The sequence below is a fragment of the Aridibaculum aurantiacum genome, assembly GCF_017355875.1.
Lineage (GTDB): Bacteria > Bacteroidota > Bacteroidia > Chitinophagales > Chitinophagaceae > Segetibacter > Segetibacter aurantiacus.
This window is the reverse complement of the sequence record NZ_JAFEWC010000003.1, coordinates 734,903-757,343: the sequence shown is the minus strand read 5'-3', so window position 1 is coordinate 757,343 and position 22,441 is coordinate 734,903. Positions and strand designations below refer to the sequence as shown.

Genomic DNA, 22,441 nt, shown 5'->3' with positions numbered 1-22,441 from the left:
CTCTTGTAATAGTTGAGAGGTTTATAAAGAATAAGCAGTAGTTACAAGTAGCTGCTAATCCAGTAGCCGCACTTCTGTTCTCCTGTTCTTTTGCTTACCAGTGGCAGTTGAGTTATCTGCTACTGGTTGAGAGCTGCCATAACCTTTAGCCGTAACCATAACTGGTTTGATGCTTTTAGTGACAAGATAATCACGTACCGCATCAGCACGCTGCTGCGAAAGCTTTAGATTATCCATGTCATTACCGGTATCATCCGTATGGCCTGCAATCTCGATCTTTTGATCATCTTTCCATTTCAGGTATTCAACCAATTCATTTAATTCTTTGAAAGACGTTGATCTGAGTGTTGCTTTTCCTACATCAAAATGAACATTATCCAGGGTAAAACTTTTAGCTGGTTCATAAACAATCTCCACCTGGAAATTACCTGTAAACGATTGCCCAGGTTGCAAAGCAGGAACTGGCAATGTGCCGTATTGGTTGCTATCGGCCAGTGCTTTTAGTGTCACTGCATAATCATCGCCTGCAGGCACTGTTATCATAGATTTTCCAGCAGCGTCTGTTCTTCCGGTAAGCTTCTTATTGGAGGAGAGAGATTGCAGCAATATCAGCTCCCCCTTGCGCGGCCTATTCTTGTCGTCCACTACTATTACTTCTACTACAGCACCCGGCGTGGCTGGCTTACGTGTTGGCTTTTGTGCTTGTAGCGCATTAGAAAAATGTAAGATCATAGCCAGGATGATGGCGCAGTAACGCATATAGTTATGTTTGGGTGCAGTAAATATAACATCGAAGCAAATGATGAAGGAATTGAATTTTGAAGTTGTAGTAACTATAGATTTGCAATTCACTATACAACATGATCAGTTATAACCCTAAAGATTGGCTGCGGTTCATTTTCGAGTTTCATAAGTCAGACACGGTCCGTAAGCTCTTCCCAATCATTATCGTCCTAAGCCTTTACTCGTATGGCGTTGCTGTATTCGAAATGGAATACCTGCAACTTTCTGAAAACAGCCAGGTAAAGAACATTCCTGTAATGCACAGCCTGCTGGGTTTTGCCATTTCTATGTTACTTGTTTTTAGAACCAATACTGCTTACGACAGGTGGTGGGAAGGCAGGAAGTTATGGGGTGGGCTGGTAAATAACAGCCGTAACTTGTCGCTTAAGTTGAACTTGATTCTACAATCTGAAAGTGACAAAGAATTATTCAAGCAACTGATACCGCAGTTTGCAGTTGTACTGAAAGCACATCTTCAATCGGATATCACACGCCTTGAACTTGATAACCTGCCACACCCTGAGATAAAGAATTTCGATACAAGCAAGCATCTGCCATCGCAAGTAGTGAACATGATGATGAAGCGGGTGAATGAACTGTATAAAGAAGGTAAAATCACAAATGAGCAACTCCTGATTTTGAACAACGAACTCACCTCGTTTCTTGACATTTGCGGAGCCTGCGAAAGGATCAAGAATACACCCATCCCTTACTCGTACAGTGCATTCATAAAGAAGTTCATTTTCCTGTATGTAATGACACTGCCTTTTGGTTTTGTATTCAACCTTGGCTACATCATGATACCAGTGGTAGCATTTATTTTTTATGTGCTTGCAAGCCTGGAGATAATTGCTGAAGAAATAGAAGATCCTTTTGGAAAAGACGACAACGATCTGCCAATGGAAAGGCTGGCGGTAACTATAAAGAAAAATGTAGAAGAGATTTTTAATTGACCTCTTCTACATCTATGAAAGTTTATAAATAAGAATATTTACTTCGTCTTAAACCACAAAGGTGTTTTATCATCAGGATTGCCGTTGTAGCTAAAGCAAAGCTCTTCTCCTTTCTTCACAGGCTTAATTGTTCTGATAGTCATCAAACCTTCAGCATAATCTTGCTCATATTCGCAGTTCGGCTCGTAGGAGTGGTTATACATAGAAACATAACCAAGTGCCATACAAGCTTGCTTCCGGCTTGCTCCCCATTCGAAGATGTAGTGATATAATTTAGTACCCTCTATTTGCTTGCGGTCTTTAGTTGTTAATTGAATTACCGGCGAAATCTCAATGGTAGTATTTGCAGGTATATTTTTGGTAGTAAAGACACCGCGGCCACCTTTTTCGGATGGCGCAATAACTAAGTAAGGTAGCAACATAGATTTTTTTGATTGACCGGCGAAGATAAAAAATTGCAACTGATAAAACAGACATAGTTAATTTGCACACATTGATGGAATTGGAAGAACAAACCATACAAGAACAATTTGAGCAGGTAATTGCTACAGAAGACAAACTAGCCATTCGAGATTTTCTGAATAATCAGAACATTGCTGATGTAGCAGATCTTGTAATGGAAAATGAAGATTATGCTGCTCAGATCATCGCTAATTTATCCATCCATCGTGCAGCCAGCACTTTCAAAATATTAGACTTCCATACTCAAAAAACGATCGTTGCTAACCTGCCTTCTTTCAAAACCGCAGAACTGCTGAATGAACTGCAGGCGGATGATCGAACTGACTTTTTGGAAGATCTGCCTAAAGAAGTTTTACGGGATCTTATCAAGCTTTTGGAACCTGAGGAAAGGCTGATAACATTATCGCTGCTTGGTTATCCAGAAGACAGCGTGGGCAGGCTGATGAATCCTGACTATGTTTTTGTATTCGAACATAATACTGTAGAAGAAGTTTTCCAGATCATACGCAAGCACGCAAAGAACAGTGAGACCATAGATGTTATATACGTTATAAACGATCATGGCCAGTTGATAGATGACTTGCGAATTAAAGAATTCATTTTGGCTGCGCCTGATAAGAAGGTGCAGGAGCTAATGGATGAAAGGGTCATTTCGCTAAATGTGAATGATGACCAGGAATATGCGAACCAGGTGTTTAGAATGAACAACCGGGTAGCGCTTCCTGTGGTAGATGATAACAATGTATTGCTCGGGATTATCACTATTGACGACATACTTTGGGTAGCTAGTGAAGAGTTTAGCGAAGACATGCAGAAGATGGGTGGTACCGAAGCCCTTGATGAGCCTTACCTGGAGATGCCAATACTTCGCTTGTTTAGAAAGCGTGTAGGCTGGATGGTGATCCTCTTCATTGGCGAAATGCTAACGGCCAGTGTGATGACCCATTTTGAAGATGAGATAGCCAAGGCTGTAATACTCGCTTTGTTCGTTCCGTTAATCATATCCAGTGGTGGTAATAGCGGCTCGCAGGCTTCCACCCTTATTATCCAAGCTATGGCGGTGGGCGAAATAACGGTAGCTGATTGGTGGCGCATATTAAGAAGGGAAATAATCAGCGGCTTGTTGATTGGTAGCGTACTTGGACTACTTGGCCTGATGCGTGTACTGGTTTGGCAGCAGTTTACTGATATCTACGGCGAGCACTATATATTCATCGGGTTAACTGTAGGCGTATCACTTATGGGTGTTGTGCTGTGGGGCACACTTAGTGGATCAATGCTTCCACTACTATTAAAGAGAGTAGGATTTGACCCTGCAGTATCATCAGCGCCATTTGTGGCTACACTGGTTGATGTTACAGGTCTTATCATATACTTTAGCGTAGCGTATATGTTCCTGCAAGGCTTGTTATTATAGGCTTGATTGAATTTTATTCATAAGCATCTCCTTCACTTTTTCAAACCACTCGTTTCGCAGAATAGATAATACAATAGAATCCCGTCTTGTTCCATCTACCCGCTGCAGGTTACTTCTAAGAACGCCTTCTACTGTGCATCCTATAGATTTCATCGCGGCTATACTTCTTTCATTGTTATTATCGGCCCTGAATTCTATCCGCTCCATACCTGCTTTTTCAAAAGCAAACTCCAACATCAGGTACTTGCAGTTCTTGTTGATGCCCGTGCCCTGGAAGTTAGCGCCATACCATGTATACCCCAGTTGCATAGTTTTGTTCACCAACTGAACGTCGTAAAAACGGGTACAGCCTGCATACTGCTGTTTGATCTTATCAAATACGACAAAAGGATATTCACGTTGCTGACTCCTAGCTTTGATCGCATCCTGCAGGTACTTCATCAACTCATCTACACCTGCAGCATTTTGTAAAGAATACTGCCAAAGCTCAGGTTCATTGATGCTAAAATTTACCAGGTTCTGAAAATCCGACAACTGAAGCGGCCTGAGCAATACTCTTTCATTCTCAAGAATATAATCCGAATTAAAGTTGAAATCCATCTTTTTATATTAGTTAACCGTCTATTGTTTGGTGCACCAGAATATTGGTTAAAAATAATGATATTGCACCCTTAATTTTCAGAAACATGTGTGGAATTGTTGGTTACACAGGGCCGAGAGAGGCCTACCCTATTATTCTTAAAGGACTAAAAAGACTGGAATACCGTGGCTACGATAGTTCTGGTGTTGCATTACTTAATCACGACCTAAAGGTTTATAAGAAAAAAGGCCGGGTATCAGAACTTGAGGAAGATGTTATAGGAAAAGATCTTCATGCGTTTACAGGTATCGGTCATACACGTTGGGCCACACACGGCGAACCAAGTGACCGCAATGCACACCCACACCGCAGTGCCAGTGGCAGACTAGCCATGATACACAATGGCATCATTGAGAACTATGCATCCATCAAACAGGAGCTGGTAAATAAAGGATACACTTTCCACAGCGATACAGATACAGAAGTACTGCTGAATTTTATAGAAGACATACAACAAAACAATAACTCTACTCTTGAAGAAGCGCTTCGTATTGCACTTAAAAGAGTAGTGGGCGCATATTGCATTTTGTTACTGGATAAAGAAGATCCTGAAACAATCATTGCTGCACGCAAAGGCAGTCCGTTAGTTATAGGCATAGGTAAAGGAGAACATTTCCTTGCTTCTGATGCATCTCCAATTATTGAGTATACCAAAGAAGTGGTGTATGTAAATGATTACGAGATAGCCATCATTAAGCCAGATGAGCTGATCCTGAAAAACCTTGGTAACGAAAAGCAAACACCATTTATCCAAAAGCTGGATATGGAACTTGCTAAAATTGAGAAAGGCGGATACGATCACTTCATGCTGAAGGAAATTCATGAACAGCCGGAAACGATTCATGATTGCCTGAGAGGAAGATTGAATATAGAGAACGGCACCATAACAATGGGAGGTGTAGAGAGTCACCTGGAAACACTTACCAATGCAAACCGCATCATCATGGTAGCATGTGGTACCAGCTGGCATGCGGGGTTGATTGCTGAATATATTTTTGAAGAGCTATGCAGGATACCAGTAGAAGTAGAATATGCAAGTGAATTCAGGTATAGGAATCCAGTAATCAATAAAGGTGATGTTATCATTGCTATATCTCAAAGTGGTGAAACAGCCGATACTTTGGTTGCCTTAGAAAATGCAAAAGAAAAAGGCGCATGTATTTTCGGAGTAGTGAACGCTGTGGGTAGTAGCATTGCACGTTTGAGCCATGCAGGCGCCTATACACACGCAGGACCTGAAATAGGTGTTGCCAGCACCAAAGCATTTACCGGACAGCTTGCAGTGCTTACTATGATGGCTCTTAAAATAGCTAAAGCCAAAGGAACTATCGACGATACCAGGTATTCTAAACTGCTGCAAGAGCTGAATGATATTCCAGAGAAAGTAAAACTGGTTTTACAGGATACTTCCAACATAGAAGCCATTGCTGAAAAATATAAAGACGCTGCAGATTTTCTTTACCTCGGCCGTGGCTACAACTTCCCTGTAGCACTGGAAGGTGCTTTAAAGCTGAAGGAGATCTCTTACATACATGCTGAAGGTTATCCTGCAGCAGAAATGAAACACGGACCCATTGCTTTGGTCGATGATAAGCTGCCGGTTGTATTCGTTGCTACCAAAGATTCCTATTACGAAAAGATCGTATCAAACGTGCAGGAAATTAAAGCAAGAAAAGGCATGGTGATAGCAGTGGCAACTGAAGGTGATACCATCATTCCAGGTATGGCAGATGATGTAATGCTTGTACCAGATGCGGATGAAATACTGGCTCCGTTGCTGAGTGTTATTCCATTGCAACTACTTAGCTACTACATTGGCGTAGCCAAAGGATTAGATGTAGACAAGCCGCGCAATCTTGCTAAGAGTGTTACTGTAGAATAAGAACTTTACCATACGCAGAAGCCGGGCTCCTATGTTCCCGGCTTTTTTATTTCATTTACTTTTACTCTTCTTTTTAAAAATATCAATTCCTATGTCTACACCCACCAACGAGATCAGGAAGGTAAAGCTGTCTAACTTAGGCTACAATTTTGTACCAGGAGATTACCTGCAACCCGGGCAGGATGAATACTACCTGCGTAACATGCAGAACCGTAGTGGCATCAACTACAGGCAGCTAACAGCATATGAAATAGAGGTGTTGGTTCGCAACAGCAATACATCCGACGACTGGAATAAAATATTGGTATCAGATGCTTTCAATCCTGAGTTGGTTAAGAATTGCAAGTTTTTTGGCTTGGTGAGAATCGGGAAATTGGAAGCTTTGTGCTTAGAGTTTTCTGATCTGCGTGTACCTGTTGGTTTATACAATTCTACCATCATTAGTTGCGACTTTGGCGACAACGTTGTTATCCATAACGTCAACTATCTCTCCCACTACATTATAGGAAATGAAGTAATTGTAACCAATGTAAATGAGCTGGTAACATCGGCCTATGCAAAGTTTGGAAATGGTATAGTAAAAGAAATGGAGGAAGAGGCTGTACGTATACAGCTGGAGCTTTGCAATGAGAACGGTGGCCGTAGCGTAATTCCATTCAATGGCATGTTGCCTGGCGACGCATGGATGTGGACCCGCTTCCGCGATGATGAAGAACTGCTGGAACGTTTCAAAGAAATGACCGAAGCAAAATTTGATAAACGCCGCGGCTACTACGGTAAAATAGGCGACCGCACAGTTATCAAAAACTGTAAGATCATCAAGGATGTTTGGATAGGTAGTGATGCCTATTTAAAAGGAGCCAACAAGCTAAAGAACCTAACCATCAATTCAGGACCGGAAGGCAAATCCCAGATAGGTGAAGGATGCGAAATGGTGAATGGCATCATGGACTATGGCTGCAGGTCGTTCTACGGCGTGAAGGCAGTAAGGTTTATCATGGCATCTCATTCAAGCCTGAAGTATGGCGCCCGGTTGATCAACTCTTATCTTGGTCACAACTCTACCATTTCATGTTGCGAAGTATTGAACTCGCTCATTTTCCCGGCACACGAACAGCACCACAATAACTCTTTTTTATGCGCAGCATTGGTAATGGGCCAGTCTAACATAGCAGCCGGCGCTACCATTGGTTCTAACCACAATAGCAGAAGTGCAGATGGCGAAGTGATAGCAGGTAGAGGCTTTTGGCCCGGACTGTGCGTTAGCTTAAAGCACAACTCAAAATTTGCATCCTTTACCATTCTAGCCAAAGGAGATTACCCATCTGAATTAAATATTCCTTTTCCATTTGCGCTTGTAAATAATGATGTAACCAACGACAGGCTGGTGATAATGCCGGCGTATTGGTTTATGTACAATATGTACGCGCTGGAAAGAAATGCATGGAAGTATATTGACAGGGACAAACGCAAAGAAAGAATTCAAAGCATTGAGTTCAATTACCTGGCACCAGACACTATCAATGAAGTGGTGCAGGCCATTAAACTTTTGCAGGAATACACAGGCAAGGCTTATTTACGCAAAGAAAAAGAACAGGCCGAACCAGCCATAAGTGATGCAATGGACATTGGAAAAAAGTTATTGGAAGAAAATAATAAGCTCGTAGATCAACTGGTTATAGAAGGCGGATGCTTTGAAAATTCAAAGCGACAGGTACTGCTGATAAAGGTTAGACAGAGTTATAACGTTTATAAGCAACTGGTACAACTGCATGCTGCTACCTGCCTCATTGATCATGTTGGCTCTCAAAAAATAGAATCCATAACAGACCTATCCCGCAGTATTTCTTCTAAAGCTGTTATAAATAATTGGGTCAATGTAGGTGGGCAGCTAATGTCTGAACAGGACCTGGATCAAATAAAGAAGAACATCAAAAGCAGGAAGATAAAAACATGGGATGAGCTACATGCGGTTTATCAACAACAGGCGCTTGATTACCCGCGTCAGAAATTGATGCATGCGCTGGCTGCATTGAAGGAAGTTACCGGGGTGAAAGTGGATGGTAAAAAGCCTGCTGTATTTCATCAACTATTAGATGATGCAGTTGCTATCCGGCAGTGGATGACCGATGGCATTTTTGATTCAAGAGAGAAAGACTACAGTAATCCATTCAGGAAAATGGTTTATGAAACACAAGAAGAAATGGATGCAGTGGTAGGAAAGTTGGAAAACAACTCGTTTATAAAACAACAACGCGAAGCCTTGAAGAACTTCAAGAAGCAGGTTGGTAAATTGAAAAAGACATTAGCATAATGAAAAGGGCGCAAATACTAATTGCGCCCTTTTCATTATCTCGATAAACTTGTATCTTCTTCGTTATTACTTCGTCCTCCGTCCTGGTAGAGCGTATCTACCATCATCAGGCTATCCGCCAGCTTTGCACTATCAGCAAATCGTGCAGAGTCTAAAGTAAGAGAGTCGGAACCTTCATTTCCGCTGTTACAAGCAGTCATCATTCCGGCGAGCAAAAAAACAGCTAATCCTTTTTTCATAATCTTAGTTTATTTGGTTGCAAGCAAGTAGTTCGGTTCTATTTCTTCCTGAAGAAAATACGAACGGGAACACCTGTAAAATTAAAGTTCTGCCTTATCTGGTTCTCAAGGTAGTTTTTATAAGGAGCTCTTATATCATCAGGATAGTTGGTGAAGAATGCAAAAGACGGCACATGCGTAGGCAGCTGTGTTACGTACTTGATCTTAACCTGGTTACCACGAACCACCGGTGCATGATAAGATTCTACAGCCTTCAGCATTATTTCGTTCAGCTGTGAAGTAGGTATCTTCTGCATTTTGTTCTCATAAACCTCCAGCGCTATTTCCATAGCTTTCATAATCCGCACCTTGTCTTTTACTGAAATGAAAAGAATAGGCACATCTGTGAACGGAGCCAGTTTTTCCTTAAGCTGTTTTTCGTAATCACGCGCTGTATTGGTTTCTTTTTCTACCAGGTCCCATTTATTTACCAATACCACCAGGCCTTTACCTTTTTTGGCAGCAAGGCTAAAAATATTCAAATCCTGCCCGGTAATTCCTTTTGAAGCATCCAGCAATAACAAGCATACATCTGCTTCGTCCATCGCTTTAATAGCACGTATTACCGAATAAAATTCAAGGTCTTCGTTTACCTTGGTTTTCTTACGTATACCTGCTGTATCTATTAGTATAAATTCCTTCTGAAACAGGTTGTAATGCGTGTGAATGGTATCGCGGGTTGTACCTGCAATATCACTTACTATAGTACGCTCCTGCCCTACCAGCGCATTCAGCAGCGAAGATTTACCAACGTTAGGCTGACCAATGATTGCGAACTTTGGAATGTTCTCATCCTCGCCTGCACCTTCACCATCATCACTTATAGAATTAGTGATAGCATCCAATATTTCACCGGTACCGCTTCCGCTTATGCTACTGATAAAGTATACGTTCTCAAAACCCAAGCTGTAAAACTCGGTTGCCTCAAGCAAGCGGTCGTTGTTGTCTACCTTATTTACGCAAAGCAAAACAGGCTTGGTAGTTCTACGCAGCAAGTTTGCCATTGCATCATCAAGATCAGTTACACCTGTGGCGGCGTCTACCATAAATATGATAGCATTCGCCTCGTCTATTGCTATTCGCACTTGCTTGCGTATCTCCTGCTCAAATATATCTGCGCTATCCGGAACAAAACCACCGGTATCTATCACGTTAAAGGTCTTACCGGCCCAATCCGCTACGCCATACTGCCGATCGCGGGTTACGCCACTCACGTCGTCCACTATTGCTTTACGTTGCTCAAGCAAGCGATTAAAAAATGTACTCTTGCCCACATTCGGGCGTCCAACTATTGCTACTGTAAATGCCATAAAAAAATTAAAAAAACAAAAATCTAAAATCAAATATTATACACAACACCTCTTCCAACTGCTACTATTTAACTAATAATCATTACTTATATCCATACTCCCTCAACTTCAATTCATCATCGCGCCACTTGCTCTTCACCTTTACAAACAACTGCAGGAATACCTTTTGGTCAAGAAATTTTTCAATGTCCTCACGTGCCATTGTTCCTACTTTCTTGATCATTTTTCCACCTTCACCTAATATGATAGCCTTCTGGCTTTCACGCTGCACCACTATATCAGCTTGTATTTTTACCAGCGTTTCCTTCTCTTTAAATTCATTTACCAAAACAGTGGTGTGGTACGGTATCTCATCGCCAAAGAGGAAAAAGATCTTTTCGCGCACCATTTCGCCTACAAAGAATTTGGTAGGCAGATCAGTCAGGTCATCCTCGTTATAAAATGGAGAACCTTCAGGCAGGTATTCGACAATCATGTCAAGCAGCTCGCCAATGTTGGCACCTTGCGTAACAGAAATACCTATCCAATTTTTGCAGTAGGATTTAGAAGAAAAAAAGGTTTTAGCTTCTTCTAGTTTAGAACCTTTAGCAGTGTCTATTTTAGTGGAAACAACAATTGCTGGCACCTTTAGCCGCAGTGTAGAAAAAATATTATCTACTTCGTTCCAATCTTCGTTTACATCTACCAGCAAAAGAGCTACATCAGCATCTTCCAAACTGCCCTTTACAGCCTGCATCATTTTTTCGTGCAGTTTATATTTGGGTTGTTCAATTATGCCCGGCGTGTCGGAAAATATGATCTGGTACTCGCCTTCCTTATTCAGGAAACCTTTTATACGGTGCCTGGTAGTCTGCACCTTAGGACTTACAATTGCCAATTTTTCACCTATCAGGGCGTTAAGCAATGTGCTTTTGCCCGCGTTAGGTTTACCAAAAATGTTTACAAATCCTGCTTTCATGTTATCCTTCCCAATTTGAACGAAGAATCGCAAAAGTACGCCTTTACAAACAAAGGGGTCGTTTGATGTTCTTTAACACTAATAAGAAGAGGCTGCTTCGTACGAAGCAACCTCTTTGAAACAGGCAGTTCTGGTTCTGGTTTTTGTTATTGAACTACTACCTGTTCGGTAACAAGAACTTTATCTTTATTGGCATCACCTACCACTTTTACCAGGTAAGTACCTTGTGAAAGAGACTTAGGCAATTGCAGTAAATGAAGCTGCATACGCTGACCAACATTTATGTTTTCCGCATTCAATAATTTACCTGACAGATCCATTAACTGAACCTGGTAACGACCGTAAGGGAAATCATTGAAAGTAAGGTTGATAACACCGCCTTTTACAGCTGGATTAGGATAAGCACCCATTTTATATTTCACGTTCAATTCACGGTTTCCTTCCAGCGGGTTGGAAGTACGTGCAGTTTCTTGTGTAGCAGGCTGCTCTTCTTCTTTTTTCTTATCAGATACAAGATTTGCATTAGCAAGATCAGATGCTTTGAACACAGACTCACTTGATGATAACTTCTGAGCTTGCAGGTCGTTCAGGTCAAACCTGTAGAAGCCCATTGTAGTGGTAGAACTGCCAACGATGATGCTTGTTCCCTTTTCTACTACAGCGCCATTGGTGCTATATCCGCGTGGTAAACCTTGAATAGCTCCTAACCAGGTAGCTACTTTGTCTTTGATGCTGATGCGGAACACGTGGCGGTTTGCTGTTATCAGTATCAGGTTATTTTTATCATCTGCTACTACATCACCACCATAACCACCGCGGCGAAGGCTGTTCTCGCCATTCGCAGGATCATCAGTAATAGCACCTAAATCAGTTATCTCCGCTCTTTTGTTGGTGGTAAAACGAATAAGATGTTCTGCATTGTTAGTGATTGCATATCCATTACCATCAGCAGCTATTACCATCCTGGTAATTTGATTAGGCACATCATGGCGGTGTGCTAATACACCAAATGGCTCATCTTCAAAATAAAAAGCCTTTGGTTCCTTGCCTTTCAGATCGATATACCTAAGCTGGTTGATGCCCATTGGCGTGTAGTACAAACGATCATGTTTTTTATCATAAGCACAGGCTGCAGAGCTGGTAGCAAAAGGCTTATCTGTTTGAACAGGATTATTGTAAACCATTACACGCCTTGGGCCAAAGCCGTTCACTTCGCTGCTGTTGCTAATGATGGTAATACTTTCCTTTTCAGACCGCCTTATGATGATCACTTTTTTCTTATCGTTATCATCCGTGATCCTGTACTCGGTGGTTTGTGCAGGTTGAACCCTGGCAGCCTCTTCCTTTTTTACAATAGGCTTGCCCGTACGAGCATTCAATACAGGTATGTCTTGCGAGCTTTGAAACACAGACTGCACCTCTTCACCAGTTTGTAAATCTACCAGTCGAACTTCAGTCCACTTATCGCTTCCTTTTTGCATTCCGGTAATAGCGTATGCAGTAGTACGCTCCTGCTTTTTCTGTGCATCAGCACCTACAAAAAAACCGGTAATGATAAACGAGAGTAAAATTTTTCTTATCATACTTAATAGTTTTGAACTATTAAATTACGACACTCTTCGTCGACAGAAAAAATTAATATGATGAGTGGTAGCAAAAAGAGGCGGACACAGTTGCATTCTAATAATGGACTACTGACTTAGCTCCTGTCGCCTACAAACTGGTCGCCTTTGTGCTTGAATAAAACATTGAAGGTTGTTAGGCTACCATAGATACGGGTGATGTATTGCTGCAGTTCAATTTTCTCATCGTTCGTCAGCACTTTGTGCGCATTTATTTTTTGCTCCATTACCCGTAGCCTGTCGCGCAGCATTACTATTTTATTGAAGAAAACATCAATCGGCACTTCCTTTGGCTGAAGGCTTTTATCAGCAGGTTGTAACAGCATAACACCATCTTTCCATTTGTCTGCTATTGTTACCACTTCTGTTACATCACTCCATTCGCGCAAGATCTTTATCAAAGCATCTTCTGCTTCAGAAAAACTAACATTATACTCCGGCTCTATCCGCTCTATCACTTCTACTTCAAAATCTTTAGCCACAGGCTTAATTCCACCTTCAACAAAACATACATCGTAAATGCGCTTGTGCAAGCGAATAACAACACCTGTACCATATGATGGATGACTAATCCTTGATCCTACTCCTAATAATTCCATGCTAATATTTTTTACCGGCTAAAGATAATGAAGAGGTTTTTGCGACTGAACCAGCATTGATAAAATGACCTGCAGCAGCTACAAAGTTTTTACTAAAACAGGTTTGCCCATGGCTTCTTCCGTTGCAAAACCCATTACTTTTAGAAAGTGCATATGAGCTTTATTGACTGGCTGATCGTAGACGATCTTGTTTACGCCCTTGTTCTTTAGATACTTCTTTTCGCGATCGAAGATGTACTTACCCACCTGGAAATCCCTGTACTTAGGCACTGTGTAATTCACCAGGACATTGGCTGTACCATCAGCAGATAGCTTAGCTACAAAAATGTTAGCAATAACCATATCACGCAGTACAGCAAAACGTATTTCTGCATTTGGATCAATACTCGTGAACTGCGGAAAGTAAGCATTGATATCCTGACGATAGAATTGAATAAACTTATCTATCACCTGGTCATCGGCTGCAAATTCCACCATATCAAAATTCTCATGCGTCTGGTGGATCTTGTAGATGCGGTAAACGTTTATCAACAGCAGGATAGAGTTGGTGAGTATGATGGGAAAAGCCTGCAGCAGTACGCCGTAAACAATGAATGCCATACAGCCAAAAGTGTTCAGCCATCTAAACTTCAGGTCGTTGTTTACTATAAGTGAAATGGCTAGTAGTACTGATGCTAAATAGCCAAATAAGCTGATGACGATGTCCATATTATTGCAATCTTAAACTGGAAAAAGGTGGCAAATGTAGCACCTACAATCTACTTCCAGGTGAAATTGATGCCAAGCTGGTTGAACATGTTTTGCTGGTAAAATCCGGTTGCATACCGTACCTGGAGGTCGCGTAAAACAAGCCCCGCACCAATGGTAAATCCATTAAGTCCATTGGCTGCGTTAACTGCATTCAGATCGTGTCTACGAAGAAAATTATAGCCTGCAGTAATCTCTACTTTTTCTTTCAGGTACACCTGCATTGCCAGCACCAGGTGAGATATCATTTTGCTGATTGTGTTCCGTTTTCCTCTAAAATCATCCACGCCTTCAGACGCAAGGAAAGCTGTATCATTATAGTAGATGTTGAACCGGTGCAGGTTGTGCGCAGTAAGTGAAAACTGGATAGGAGCCTTTGCCAACCGTTTCGTTACTCCGGCCTGCAGGTCGAAAGGAAGTTCTTCCTTTTTGCTGGTTCCATCATAGGTCTTCAATTGCGTACCCATATTTTTTGCCACAACAGCCGCTTGTAATCCATTGGCAGTGTCAGTATATGTGATGCCAACATCTAAAGCTATTCCATTGCTGCTATAGGCACCATACATCGAATTCACAAACTTGAATGTGCCCCCATAGTGCCACCTTTCTTTGTGTTGCCTTGCCGCCATTACTTGAACCACGTAATCGTTAGGCTTAAAGCTACCCATTTCATTACCCGAAGCATCAGTTTGAGGAATAGTACCATAATTGAAATAATTGATGCCTAAAGCCACACTTGTAGCTGATGATTCATGATGATAGGCACTTGTGATACTATAATTTTTTATCCCTCCTAACAATAAGTTGAAAGAAGCATTTACCTGTGTGTGTTGTTCTTTTCGCAGCAGTGAAGGATTGTGAAATGCAAGCCCCACATCATTTGTGATGTTAGACACATTTACACCACCTAAAGCGGATAGCTGAGCAGAATTGGGTTGTTGCAAAAAGTTGAATACCGCATTGCCGCCTACTGTTTGCCCGTGAGTACAAACCATCAAACACGAAAAACATAACAACAACATCCATTGAAGCATGCGCCAAATTAGGATTTAATGCTAATAATAAAGAGGAGCATATGATCTCACATGGGAGGATTTCAACCAGCGCCATCTACCATAAAGATGAACGGCTCTATAAATCTTAACCATCTCCACCATCAATAGCTGTCCGATTCGGGCACTAGAAAGTCTTACATAACAACTGGTGGAACAACTGTCCCAATATCTTTGAAGAAGAATATCCAACCTACTGAAAACGTCCAATATCGCTGAAAGACCAAATCCAATTCTTGTAAAGACCATATCCAATTCTTGAAAAAACCAGTTGTTGTCCATCCATCCTGAAAAACCAAAAGGCCTCCATGGAAAACAAAAACATTTATCCCGCACTCGTTGCGGGATTTTTTTTACCATGAACCGCCCTACCAGCAAGGGTTTCAGCAACCATTAACAGATTTTTTCTAAATTATTTTGGCTTGTATACTTCCTGCCCTTACTTTTGCACCCATATCGCGAAGTAGAGCAGCGGTAGCTCGTCGGGCTCATAACCCGAAGGTCCCTGGTTCGATCCCAGGCTTCGCAACAAAAAAAGAGACCTCAAATTGTTGAGGTCTTTTTTATTTCACTTCTTTTTCAGCAAAGTTTGCATTTACAAAAAAGGCTGCCCTTTTGAGACAGCCTGCTTCAGATCATTCTATTTTAAATTAGCTCTTCCTGATTGTAGCTCCTGCGCTGGCATTTATCCTTCCAGACATAGCATCACCTTTGTACAAAATTGAAGACCCACCGCTTGCATCAGCATTAAGTTCCTTATTCACTGTCACCCGCATGTTTGATGCCCCTGAAGTGCTGGCTTTAAGTGTATTGAACTGCAGCTCGTAACTATTGATCTTGCTTGCACCAGCGGCATCTATATTTCCTTGTCGTGCTATGCCAGCAAGTTTTACAACCGAAGCACCACTCACTTCCATATTTAGTTGGTCTGCATCAATATTACCTCGTATCTCACTTGCACCTGTAAGTTGTATCTGCAGTTGCTTCGCCTTAACTATTCCGCTAATTCTAACCAAAGAAGCACCTGATACATTCAGACTGTTCAGATCTGCAACTGATACATACGCTTTTAGTTTTCTATCCGATAAGCTGAAGCCATTCCACATACCACCATCTACAGTTATACGCAGTACGCCATTACGTACTTCAGTTTTGATCTTCGAATTATATTTTGGATCTCCGGCGCTTACTGCCACGCCGGTAGTATTTCCCTGGCTGAGGTAAAGATTTACAGCACCTGATAGTTCAATACCTGAGAAGGCAGGTATTTGTCGAACCTCTACATTTTCATCGTAAATCACTTGTTGGGCATGCAAGCCTGAGGCAAGAAAAATGCTCATCAAACAGCTAAAAACAAACTTCATCTTCTAACAATTTTTAGGGTGTAACGAGGTGCAGCAAAAAAAGTTACAGGCAGTTACAAAATTTCCATTATAAATTTGCGGCTGAACCCGGGGTGCTTCCTGAAGGGAGGCTGAGATTATACCCGTATAACCTGAACAGGATAATGCCTGCGAAGGGAAGGCCAGATTGCTATTCTTCTCTCCTGCTTCATTCTGTTCCCAATTATTAATTTTTTAAATTTTTTCAATGAGATCATTGTTGGGAACTCTTACCCTCATGCTGGTAACTGTATTAACACATGCACAGTTTACCATTAAAGGCCGTATATCCAGCGGCAACGAACCTGTACAATCTGCAACTGTTTCGCTAGAAAGAGAAGGCAGTTTGCCAGTGCAGGTAGCAACCAGTGCAAATGGAAGCTATGAAATAACAACACGCTCCGGCGGCACCTACCAGCTCAATGTAAAGCATCTCAACTATCAGCCAAAGACAGTAGATGTAAACTTATCTGGCAGCGTTAATGAAGTGAACGTAGATGTTGAAAGAAGTGCTTATTTTCTACAACCGATAGAAGTGACTTCTATTCGCGCATCTGAAAGAGCTCCTTTCACCAAAACCAATATCAGCAAAGCTGAAATAGAAAAGCTTAACCTGGGCCAGGACCTGCCGTTTTTATTAAACCAAACTCCGGGCATTGTGGTTAATTCTGATGCAGGTAATGGTGTAGGATATACCGGCATGCGCATTCGTGGCAGCGATGCCACCCGCATCAATGTTACAATCAATGGTATTCCTTACAACGACCCTGAGAGCCAGGGTGTGTTCCTGGTAAATATGCCTGATTTCGCTTCCTCTGTTAATTCCATCCAGATACAACGTGGCGTAGGAACCAGCAGTAATGGTGCAGGCGCATTTGGGGCTACTTTGAACCTCAGCACCAATGAATTCAATCCTGCTGCTTATGGTGAATTCAACAACAGCTTTGGTTCGTTCAATACCCGTAAGCATACAATAAAAGCAGGCTCAGGATTGATCAATGATCATTTTACGGTAGATGCGAGGCTGAGTAAAATAACCAGCGATGGCTATATTGATCGCGCCTCTTCCGATCTTCAATCATTTTACTTCTCCACAGCATACATTGCTAAAAAATCATCTGTTCGCTTGAACATTTTTTCCGGCAATGAAAAAACCTACCAGGCATGGAACGGAGTAAGCGAAGACATGCTAAAGACCAATAGAAGGTTTAATTCAGCAGGTACTGCAAGACCTGGTTCTCCTTACGAAAATGAAACGGACAACTACCAGCAGGACCACTACCAGTTGTTCTTCAATCATTCCTTTACCGACAACCTTACTTTCAACACAGGATTGTTTTTGGTGAATGGCGAAGGCTACTACGAACAGTACAGGGCAAGACAAAGATTCTCTGCATTTGGTCTGCCTAATCCAATCATGAACGGAGCAGCTGTTACCAGGACAGATGCAATAAGAAGACTATGGCTGGATAATTCTTTCTATGGTCAGATAGCGTCTATCAATTACAAAAAAGGAGCAGACAATATAACTGTAGGCGGCGGATGGAATACATATGAAGGACAGCACTTCGGTACGGTTATATGGGCTGAAGTAGGCATTCCAAAAGATCACCGCTTTTACGATAACAAAGGCTTGAAAAAAGACGCTAACGTTTATGCTAAATGGCAACGTGCATTGAACAACCGTTGGGAACTATTTACTGACCTTCAATACCGTCATGTAACCTATACCGCCACTGGTTTTAGAAACAACCCAAATGTACCTGTAGATAGGAAGTTTGACTTTATTAATCCAAAAGCGGGTATATCGTATAGCCACAAGGGCTGGCAAGGCTACTTTAGCTATGCTGTAGGCACCAAAGAACCTAACCGTGAAGACTTTGAAGCCGGCATTGCCCGCCAACCAAACCCTGAAACACTGCATGATTTTGAATTGGGTATTGAGCGTAAAACGAGCACCTACAGCTATGGAGCTACAGCCTATTACATGCTGTACAAAAACCAGCTTATACTTACAGGACAGATAAATGATGTAGGCGCCTATACAAGGGTGAATATCCCTAATAGTTTCCGCACGGGAGTAGAGCTACAGGGTGCTGTTCGTATCAACCAATGGTTGCAAGCTTCGGCCAATGTTGCTATCAGCAAAAACAAGATCAATGAGTGGGATGAGTTCATAGATAATTATGACGCGAATGATCAGCAGGTAATAAAGCATTCTAATACTGACATCAGCTTTTCGCCTTCTGTAGTTAGTGCAAGTACCATTACCATTACTCCTATCAAGTTTGCAGAAATCAACTTACTGAGCAAGTACGTAAGCAGGCAATACCTGGATAATACTCAGAACGTTGCCCGCAGTCTTAATCCATATTTTGTCCAAGATGTAAGGTTGAGCTATACCATCAAAAACAAGTTGTTGTCTAATGTGCAGGTAATCGGCATGATCAACAACGTTTTCAACGAAATGTATGAAGCGAATGGATATACTTTCAGCTATATAGCAGGTGGCGCATTTACCACAGAAAACTTTTATTTCCCGATGGCTGGAACCAACTACATGGTTGGTCTCAACATCAGGTTGTAATTTCCCCCCAATCAATAAAAAAGGCCGGATATTCTCCGGCCTTTTTATATACTTGAAAGTTTGATATTACCTACCATACTTTGCTTCCCAATCCATTATTCCACCCGTTACATTCACTGTATTCTTAAAGCCCATATGCTCGAGCATTAGACACGCCATCTGGCTACGCTGGCCGCTACGGCAATAGCAGATCACTTCTTCCTCTTTCAGGTCTTCAATATCTTCTATGGCCATGTCTTGAATACGGCGCAACCTAAAGTGCGTGCCGCCAATATGAAAATCTGCACGTTCAGCATCTTCGCGAACATCTAGCAGGTTAATATTTTCTCCCGCATCTATACGGGCTTTCAGCTCTTCTACAGTAATATGATTCATAAGAAAGTAGTTTTAAGGTAATTCAGGAACATTTGCTTTTGTACTATCTACTACAGCCGGCGTGGTGCTTAGCCACAGGTCAATGTTCTGGCCAGGCTTTATACGGTTGTATTGCTTTTCACCAGGTACAACTTCGGTATACTGTGTTGGACTTTGGCGGTAAATAAATGCATTGGCAGTATCCGTCACATTCAGGTCAGGAACTATAGTATGATTGATATTCATGCTACGCAACAATGAACGTGCTTCTGAATAGCGCTTGTTGATAAGATCAGGTACAGAAAGCTCTGTATTTCCTACGCCATCACCCAATACAAAACTGATAGAACTTCCCATGAAGATCTTGGTTCCTGCTGCTATAGGTTCACCATTATATAGTTGTTCTAAAACCGCATTTTTAGCAATATCTGGCCTGAAGGTAGTATCGCCCATGTGCAGCCCCAGGTTCTCCAGGTACATTTCGGCATTGCGGATAGAAAAACCAACAAGATTAGGCATTTCTACAAGAGGCGGTTGTGCCCGGTTGATAGTTAAGTAAATGGTGCGGTTCACTTTTACTTGTGCGCCACCATCAGGCGTTTGCTTGATAACAGCAAGCTTAGGAAGCGTGTCTACATAGATACTATCCTGTATCTCTACTTCAAATCCCTGCGCTTCCAGTACCTGCCTTGCAGCATCTACATTCTTACCCACTACCGATGGAACATTGGCATACTGACCATGTTTAGTAAGGTAATCGAGCGAGCCAAAAAATAACAATACCAGCAAAGCCGACAAAATGAGCACCACCAAAATGTTTACCCAAAGTGGTCTATGCGTAAGGAATTTAAACACGTTATTGTTTTTCTATTGGTTGAAAATAATTTAATAATTGAAACATTCTTCTATAAGCGCTGTATAAAACTGCTTCATCGTCCAGCCCATTGCTCTTACCTGCTGCGGTACAATGCTGGCTTCACTTTGGCCAGGTACTGTATTTATCTCCAGCATATAAGGCACTGCCTTTTGCTCGTCGTAAATAAAATCTATCCTCACAATACCCCGGCAATCCAAAACCTGGTAAGCAAGTTTTGCATTCGCTCTTACTTTTTCAGCTATACTTTCATCAACCTGCGCCGGTGTTATCTCTTCACTCATACCAGCTACATATTTGGCCTCGTAATCAAAGAAATCTTTTTTGCTTATGATCTCGGTAATTGGCAATGTGATGATCTCTCCTTTGCTTTTGAATACACCAATGGTAAACTCTCTTCCTTTTATGAATTCTTCTACCAGCACCTGGTCATCTTCCTTGAAAGCCTTTTCCAGGGCGCCTTCCAGCTCATCAGCATTATTTACCTTGCTCATACCGATGCTGCTACCACCGTTATTTGGTTTTACAAAAACAGGAAGAGCAAGCTGCTGCAATATATAAGCGGGAGTAACGGGAGAATGCTTGAACAGGTGCAAACTTTTAGCAACAGCTATTCCACCAAAAGCAGCAACTGCTACAGTATATCGTTTATTAAAAGTAAGTGCAGAGGTAGCGGCATTACAACTGGTGTAAGGGATCTTCAGCAGGTCGAAGTAGCCTTGCAATTTTCCATCTTCGCCGGGCGTACCATGAATGCCTATAAGAACAGCATCAAAAGTGATCTTAGTTCCATCTACAGTTATGGAAAAATCATTTTTATCTACAGGTAAATCCTCACCATCGTGTTCGAACCACCAACCTGTAGGATGGATATCTATTTTGTAAACCTCGTATATATCAAGATCTATATTGTTTTCTATAGTGATGGCTGACTTGTAGCTGATAACAGCTTCTCCACTATAGCCGCCTGTAACAAAGGCGATTTTCTTTTTGCTCATGCTCTGGGTTTGCGGGGCAAAGAAAAGTAAAATTGGCAGTAGTTGATGAACTGGCTGCTGTTATAGTTTACAGAACAAACAAAAATGTCACTGCTATAGCAGTGACATTTCAATTAAGTATACATCAAACTATAAATTAACCTTGTGGAGTCTCCAACAACTTGAAGAACTGGTCGAGCTGTGGAAGTATAACAATGCGTGTACGCCTGTTAGCAGCTTTACCTTGTACAGTCTCATTGCTTTGAACCGGCATGTATTCACCACGGCCACCAGCTGTCATACGCTTAGGATCGATCCTGTATTGATTTTGCAGAATACGAACAACTGCCGTTGCACGCTTAGCACTCAGGTCCCAGTTGTCAACAATACAGCTGTTCTTGATTGGCACATTATCGGTATGGCCTTCTACTAAAAATTCGATATCAGGCTTGCTATTCAATACTTGCGCAACTTTACCCAGTACACCCAAAGCGCGATCTGTTACGTCGTAGCTTCCGCTTTTGAATAACAATTTATCAGAGATAGAAATATACACTGCACTCTTTTCTACTTTGATCTCGATATCTGTATCGTTGATATCGTTAAGCGCACTCTTCAGGTTCATTACCAACGCCATGTTCAGCGAGTCTTTGCGCGACATAGCACGTTGCAACTCCTGGATGTAATTATCCTTAGAACCAATGTTCTCTAAAGACTTACGAATACTTTCAGCCTGTGTGGTAGAAATTACAGAAAGATCTTTCAGTTGATTGATAACTGTGTTGTTATTCTCTTTCAGGAAAGCCACCTGCTTGCTCAGGTTATCGATCTCAAGTTCGTACTGTGCTTTGCGCCTGTTGGCAGCCTGCAGATTTGCTTCAGCCTCTTCACGGCATTTTTCCAGGTCCTTTTGGGTATTGATATAAAAAGTATTCAACTCCTGGAAACGTGCTTGCTCCTGCTGCATTTTCTTTTTGCTTACGCATGATGCCATAGAACCGGCAAAAGCTATTGCTACTACAACGTGTGTGATTTTCATGAATGGTAAGTTTAGTGAGTAAATGGTTTGCAACCAGTTGATTTGGATTCGGCCAAAGATAATAGTTACGAAATGGCAGAGAAGTGATATAAGGCAGCACAGCATTTTTTAATATTTCTATAAGTTATCGGTGGAAAACAAACTCAATGATCATACGATACTGCAATAGTTATTCACATATATAGGCTTTGAAGAGAAAGTATATGAAGAC

At 41.7% G+C, this 22,441-nt stretch carries 20 protein-coding genes, 1 tRNA gene and 1 riboswitch; of the genes, 6 read left to right on the top strand and 15 right to left on the bottom strand.

Annotated features, from left to right (window positions below; translation table 11 throughout):
- Window positions 1-54 precede the first annotated feature (54 nt).
- Window positions 55-759, bottom strand: a complete 705-nt coding sequence (locus tag J4N22_RS16830; protein WP_207496601.1) for an OmpA family protein — start codon at window positions 757-759, stop codon at window positions 55-57.
- A gap of 101 nt (window positions 760-860) precedes the next feature.
- Between J4N22_RS16830 and J4N22_RS16825 the strand changes: the two genes are divergently transcribed.
- Window positions 861-1,736 carry a bestrophin family protein gene (locus J4N22_RS16825; RefSeq protein ID WP_207496599.1) on the top strand — a complete coding sequence of 292 codons (876 nt, stop codon included), beginning with the start codon at window positions 861-863 and terminating at the stop codon, window positions 1,734-1,736.
- A 38-nt stretch (window positions 1,737-1,774) separates the two neighbouring features.
- Here J4N22_RS16825 and J4N22_RS16820 read toward each other — a convergent pair whose 3' ends face one another.
- Window positions 1,775-2,158, bottom strand: a complete 384-nt coding sequence (locus J4N22_RS16820; RefSeq protein ID WP_207496597.1) for an SET domain-containing protein — start codon at window positions 2,156-2,158, stop codon at window positions 1,775-1,777.
- Between the two features lie 74 nt (window positions 2,159-2,232).
- Here J4N22_RS16820 and mgtE point away from each other — a divergent pair, with 74 nt between their 5' ends.
- Window positions 2,233-3,615, top strand: a complete 1,383-nt coding sequence (mgtE, locus tag J4N22_RS16815; RefSeq protein WP_207496588.1) for a magnesium transporter — start codon at window positions 2,233-2,235, stop codon at window positions 3,613-3,615.
- Here mgtE and J4N22_RS16810 read toward each other — a convergent pair.
- Window positions 3,610-4,215 carry a GNAT family N-acetyltransferase gene (locus tag J4N22_RS16810; RefSeq protein ID WP_207496586.1) on the bottom strand — a complete coding sequence of 202 codons (606 nt, stop codon included), beginning with the start codon at window positions 4,213-4,215 and terminating at the stop codon, window positions 3,610-3,612. The genes mgtE and J4N22_RS16810 overlap by 6 nt on opposite strands.
- Before the next feature lie 86 nt (window positions 4,216-4,301).
- On the opposite strand from J4N22_RS16810, the gene glmS reads away from it, so the two are divergent.
- Window positions 4,302-6,137: a glutamine--fructose-6-phosphate transaminase (isomerizing) gene (glmS, locus tag J4N22_RS16805; RefSeq protein ID WP_207496584.1), complete on the top strand. Its 1,836-nt coding sequence runs from the start codon at window positions 4,302-4,304 to the stop codon at window positions 6,135-6,137.
- Between the two features lie 91 nt (window positions 6,138-6,228).
- Entirely contained in the window at window positions 6,229-8,451 is a 2,223-nt protein-coding gene (locus tag J4N22_RS16800; RefSeq protein WP_207496582.1) for a DUF4954 family protein, read from the top strand.
- A gap of 35 nt (window positions 8,452-8,486) precedes the next feature.
- Here J4N22_RS16800 and J4N22_RS16795 read toward each other — a convergent pair whose 3' ends face one another.
- The 7 genes from J4N22_RS16795 to porQ all read right to left on the bottom strand — a co-directional run bounded on the left by J4N22_RS16795 (window position 8,487) and on the right by porQ (window position 14,999).
- On the bottom strand, window positions 8,487-8,690 hold the full coding sequence (locus J4N22_RS16795) for a putative periplasmic lipoprotein (RefSeq protein WP_207496580.1): 204 nt from the start codon (window positions 8,688-8,690) through the stop codon (window positions 8,487-8,489).
- 38 nt (window positions 8,691-8,728) lie between these two features.
- Window positions 8,729-10,039 carry a ribosome biogenesis GTPase Der gene (gene der / locus J4N22_RS16790; RefSeq protein ID WP_207496578.1) on the bottom strand — a complete coding sequence of 437 codons (1,311 nt, stop codon included), beginning with the start codon at window positions 10,037-10,039 and terminating at the stop codon, window positions 8,729-8,731.
- 82 nt (window positions 10,040-10,121) lie between these two features.
- Window positions 10,122-10,997 (bottom strand): GTPase Era, encoded by an 876-nt coding sequence (era, locus tag J4N22_RS16785; protein ID WP_207496576.1) that lies wholly within the window; start codon window positions 10,995-10,997, stop codon window positions 10,122-10,124.
- 146 nt (window positions 10,998-11,143) lie between these two features.
- Complete coding sequence (locus tag J4N22_RS16780) at window positions 11,144-12,580, bottom strand: T9SS type A sorting domain-containing protein (RefSeq protein ID WP_207496574.1); 1,437 nt, start codon at window positions 12,578-12,580, stop codon at window positions 11,144-11,146.
- A gap of 116 nt (window positions 12,581-12,696) precedes the next feature.
- The gene (locus J4N22_RS16775) at window positions 12,697-13,218 is read right to left on the bottom strand and encodes a hypothetical protein (RefSeq protein WP_207496573.1); all 522 of its coding nucleotides are present in this window, start codon (window positions 13,216-13,218) and stop codon (window positions 12,697-12,699) included.
- 78 nt (window positions 13,219-13,296) lie between these two features.
- Complete coding sequence (locus J4N22_RS16770; protein ID WP_207496572.1) at window positions 13,297-13,926, bottom strand: YgjV family protein; 630 nt, start codon at window positions 13,924-13,926, stop codon at window positions 13,297-13,299.
- Between the two features lie 50 nt (window positions 13,927-13,976).
- Complete coding sequence (porQ, locus tag J4N22_RS16765) at window positions 13,977-14,999, bottom strand: type IX secretion system protein PorQ (protein WP_207496571.1); 1,023 nt, start codon at window positions 14,997-14,999, stop codon at window positions 13,977-13,979.
- Between the two features lie 475 nt (window positions 15,000-15,474).
- On the opposite strand from porQ, the gene J4N22_RS16760 reads away from it, so the two are divergent.
- Window positions 15,475-15,546 (top strand) — tRNA-Met (locus tag J4N22_RS16760).
- A gap of 121 nt (window positions 15,547-15,667) precedes the next feature.
- Here the strand turns inward: J4N22_RS16760 and J4N22_RS16755 are convergent.
- Entirely contained in the window at window positions 15,668-16,381 is a 714-nt protein-coding gene (locus tag J4N22_RS16755; RefSeq protein ID WP_207496570.1) for a head GIN domain-containing protein, read from the bottom strand.
- A 78-nt stretch (window positions 16,382-16,459) separates the two neighbouring features.
- A riboswitch (TPP riboswitch) is annotated at window positions 16,460-16,556 on the top strand.
- A gap of 51 nt (window positions 16,557-16,607) precedes the next feature.
- Here J4N22_RS16755 and J4N22_RS16750 point away from each other — a divergent pair.
- A complete protein-coding gene (locus J4N22_RS16750) occupies window positions 16,608-18,986 on the top strand; it encodes a TonB-dependent receptor (protein WP_207496569.1) in 2,379 nt (792 codons plus the stop codon).
- A gap of 66 nt (window positions 18,987-19,052) precedes the next feature.
- Here J4N22_RS16750 and J4N22_RS16745 read toward each other — a convergent pair whose 3' ends face one another.
- The 4 genes from J4N22_RS16745 to J4N22_RS16730 all read right to left on the bottom strand — a co-directional run bounded on the left by J4N22_RS16745 (window position 19,053) and on the right by J4N22_RS16730 (window position 22,230).
- Window positions 19,053-19,361, bottom strand: coding sequence for a rhodanese-like domain-containing protein (locus tag J4N22_RS16745; RefSeq protein ID WP_207496567.1), 309 nt, complete (start codon window positions 19,359-19,361; stop codon window positions 19,053-19,055).
- A gap of 12 nt (window positions 19,362-19,373) precedes the next feature.
- Complete coding sequence (locus tag J4N22_RS16740) at window positions 19,374-20,195, bottom strand: PASTA domain-containing protein (RefSeq protein ID WP_207496565.1); 822 nt, start codon at window positions 20,193-20,195, stop codon at window positions 19,374-19,376.
- Between the two features lie 30 nt (window positions 20,196-20,225).
- Window positions 20,226-21,212, bottom strand: coding sequence for a D-alanine--D-alanine ligase (locus J4N22_RS16735; RefSeq protein ID WP_207496562.1), 987 nt, complete (start codon window positions 21,210-21,212; stop codon window positions 20,226-20,228).
- A 136-nt stretch (window positions 21,213-21,348) separates the two neighbouring features.
- Complete coding sequence (locus J4N22_RS16730) at window positions 21,349-22,230, bottom strand: OmpA/MotB family protein (RefSeq protein WP_207496560.1); 882 nt, start codon at window positions 22,228-22,230, stop codon at window positions 21,349-21,351.
- Window positions 22,231-22,441 lie beyond the last annotated feature (211 nt).

Coding starts and splice junctions, on each gene's coding strand:
- J4N22_RS16830 (WP_207496601.1), bottom strand. CDS start 759: ATGCGTTACTGCGCCATCATCCTGGCTATGATCTTACATTTTTCTAAT.
- J4N22_RS16825 (WP_207496599.1), top strand. CDS start 861: ATGATCAGTTATAACCCTAAAGATTGGCTGCGGTTCATTTTCGAGTTT.
- J4N22_RS16820 (WP_207496597.1), bottom strand. CDS start 2,158: ATGTTGCTACCTTACTTAGTTATTGCGCCATCCGAAAAAGGTGGCCGC.
- mgtE (WP_207496588.1), top strand. CDS start 2,233: ATGGAATTGGAAGAACAAACCATACAAGAACAATTTGAGCAGGTAATT.
- J4N22_RS16810 (WP_207496586.1), bottom strand. CDS start 4,215: ATGGATTTCAACTTTAATTCGGATTATATTCTTGAGAATGAAAGAGTA.
- glmS (WP_207496584.1), top strand. CDS start 4,302: ATGTGTGGAATTGTTGGTTACACAGGGCCGAGAGAGGCCTACCCTATT.
- J4N22_RS16800 (WP_207496582.1), top strand. CDS start 6,229: ATGTCTACACCCACCAACGAGATCAGGAAGGTAAAGCTGTCTAACTTA.
- J4N22_RS16795 (WP_207496580.1), bottom strand. CDS start 8,690: ATGAAAAAAGGATTAGCTGTTTTTTTGCTCGCCGGAATGATGACTGCT.
- der (WP_207496578.1), bottom strand. CDS start 10,039: ATGGCATTTACAGTAGCAATAGTTGGACGCCCGAATGTGGGCAAGAGT.
- era (WP_207496576.1), bottom strand. CDS start 10,997: ATGAAAGCAGGATTTGTAAACATTTTTGGTAAACCTAACGCGGGCAAA.
- J4N22_RS16780 (WP_207496574.1), bottom strand. CDS start 12,580: ATGATAAGAAAAATTTTACTCTCGTTTATCATTACCGGTTTTTTTGTA.
- J4N22_RS16775 (WP_207496573.1), bottom strand. CDS start 13,218: ATGGAATTATTAGGAGTAGGATCAAGGATTAGTCATCCATCATATGGT.
- J4N22_RS16770 (WP_207496572.1), bottom strand. CDS start 13,926: ATGGACATCGTCATCAGCTTATTTGGCTATTTAGCATCAGTACTACTA.
- porQ (WP_207496571.1), bottom strand. CDS start 14,999: ATGCTTCAATGGATGTTGTTGTTATGTTTTTCGTGTTTGATGGTTTGT.
- J4N22_RS16755 (WP_207496570.1), bottom strand. CDS start 16,381: ATGAAGTTTGTTTTTAGCTGTTTGATGAGCATTTTTCTTGCCTCAGGC.
- J4N22_RS16750 (WP_207496569.1), top strand. CDS start 16,608: ATGAGATCATTGTTGGGAACTCTTACCCTCATGCTGGTAACTGTATTA.
- J4N22_RS16745 (WP_207496567.1), bottom strand. CDS start 19,361: ATGAATCATATTACTGTAGAAGAGCTGAAAGCCCGTATAGATGCGGGA.
- J4N22_RS16735 (WP_207496562.1), bottom strand. CDS start 21,212: ATGAGCAAAAAGAAAATCGCCTTTGTTACAGGCGGCTATAGTGGAGAA.
- J4N22_RS16730 (WP_207496560.1), bottom strand. CDS start 22,230: ATGAAAATCACACACGTTGTAGTAGCAATAGCTTTTGCCGGTTCTATG.